This window comes from Mesorhizobium sp. M7A.F.Ca.CA.004.04.2.1 (assembly GCF_004022825.1).
Lineage (GTDB): Bacteria > Pseudomonadota > Alphaproteobacteria > Rhizobiales > Rhizobiaceae > Mesorhizobium.
Genome location: NZ_RZPH01001009.1, coordinates 1 through 2,138 on the forward strand (window position 1 = coordinate 1; position 2,138 = coordinate 2,138).

Below are 2,138 nucleotides of genomic sequence, written 5' to 3' on the forward strand. Positions count from 1 at the left end.
GGGGCGATCGCCGACGGCGCCGGCGGTGCAACCACGCTGGCCAAGAACGATGCCGGCACCTGGGCGCTCACCGGCAACAACACTTTCACCGGCAACACCGTCATCAACAACGGCAATCTGATGATCGGCAATGGCGGCACCACCGGCAACGCCGGCGCCGGCAACGTGATCGTCAATGCTGCCACCTCAACCTTGTCGTTCAACCGCAGCGACACGTTCAATTTCACCGGCCTTCTCAGCGGCCCAGGCACGATCGCGCAAATCGGGACGGGCGCGACCGTGCTGACGCAAGCCGGCAACGATATCGGCGCCACGCGCATTGACGCGGGTGTCCTGCAGGTCAACGGCGGCCTCACCACACCGACGATCGCCTTGAACGGTACCGGCACGCTCACCGTCAACGGCACGGTCGGAGCCGCCGCCGGTGGCTTCTCAACTCTTGCCGGCGATGGCGGCGCAAGCACCATCACCATCGCGGCGGGCGGCACGTTGCGCGGCAATGGCAATCTTGGCGCCGGCAACGACACGGTCAACGTAAGCGGCACGCTCAACACAGGCGCCGCACAGCTCAATCTCGGCGCCGGCAACGACACGCTGGTGCTCAATGACACCGCCGTCATCAGTGGCGCGGGCGTTGACGCGGGTACCGGTGGCGAGACTGGCGTCGGAGACACACTGCAAGTGGTCGCCGCCGCGGGACGCACGCTGGACGCCGCCAATGTCAGCAATTTCGAGAGCCTCTCCAAGCAAGGCGCCGGCGCGCTGACGCTGACCGGGAACCACGGCTACAGTGCCGGCACGACTATACAGTCCGGGACGCTGCAAATCGGCAACGGCGCGACGGCCGGGGCGCTCGCGACGCCAGCCGTTACGAACAACGGCGTGCTCGCCTTCAACCTCAACAGCGATTACATCTTTGCCGGCGCGATCTCGGGCAGCGGCACGGTCAACAAGCTCGGCAGCGGCGTTACGACGCTCACTGGCACCAACAGCTATAGCGGCGCGACCAACGTCAATGCCGGCACCCTGCTCGTCAACGGCAACCAGTCGGGCGCGGCCGGGCAGATTTCGGTCGCCGGCGGCGCGACGCTTGGCGGCACAGGCATCATCGGCGGCAGCGTCACGGTCGCCGACGGCGGCACGTTGAGCGCCGGTGGAGCAGGCAGCATGCCCGGCACGCTGACCATCAACGGCAATCTCGCCCTCGGCAATTCCAACCTCAACGTCGATTTCGGCCAGGCCAATGTGCCTGGCGGCGCGCTCAACGACCTGATCAACGTCGGCGGCAATCTCACCCTCGACGGTACACTCAACATTACGAAGACATCGGGCGGCAGCTTCGGCCCCGGGATCTATCGCGTGTTCAACTATGGCGGCTCGCTGATCGACAACGGCCTCAACGTCACCGATCCGAACTATTTCGTGCAGACGTCGGTCGCCAACCAGGTCAATTTGGTCAACTCGGCGGGCCTGACGCTGAGCTACTGGGACGGCGACGCCGGTCCGCATTCCAACGGTGCCGTCAATGGCGGCAACGGCACCTGGCGTGCTGCCGGCGACCAGAACTGGACGGATTCGACCGGACTTTTCGCCGCTCCCTTTGCCAATGGCAGCTTCGCCATCTTCCAGGGTACGGCTGGGACGGTGACGGTGGACGGCACGAATGGCCCGGTTTTGGCTGCCGGCATGCAATTCGCGATCGGCGGCTACCGGGTGCAGGGCGCGGACGTAGGGCTTATTGGGCTGCAGTCGATCATCCGCGTTGGCGACGGCTCGGCGGCGAGCGCGGGCTATACGGCAACCATCGCCTCGAACCTCACGGGGGCCGGGCAACTGGTCAAAACCGACGCCGGCACGCTGGTTTTGGCAGGCACCAACACCTATACCGGCGGCACCGCGATCAATGGCGGCACCGTGCAGATCTCCTCCGACAGCAATCTCGGCGGCTTCCCCGGCGTTCTTTCGCTTGACGGCGGCACGCTGCACACTACCGCCGGTATCGCTTCCGGGCGCTTCGTGACGCTCAACGCCGGCGGCGGCACTTTCGATATCGACGGCGCGACCAACCTGGCGCTCGGCGGCACCATCGCGGGTGTTGGCGCGTTGACCAAACAAGGCGACGGCACACTCATCCTGGC

1 protein-coding gene is annotated in these 2,138 nt (G+C 65.9%); it reads left to right on the top strand.

Translation table 11 applies throughout. The features are described from left to right. Positions 1 to 2,138, top strand: a 2,138-nt coding sequence (locus tag EN893_RS30485) for an autotransporter-associated beta strand repeat-containing protein (protein ID WP_206640201.1), incomplete at both ends; no start/stop codon positions are given.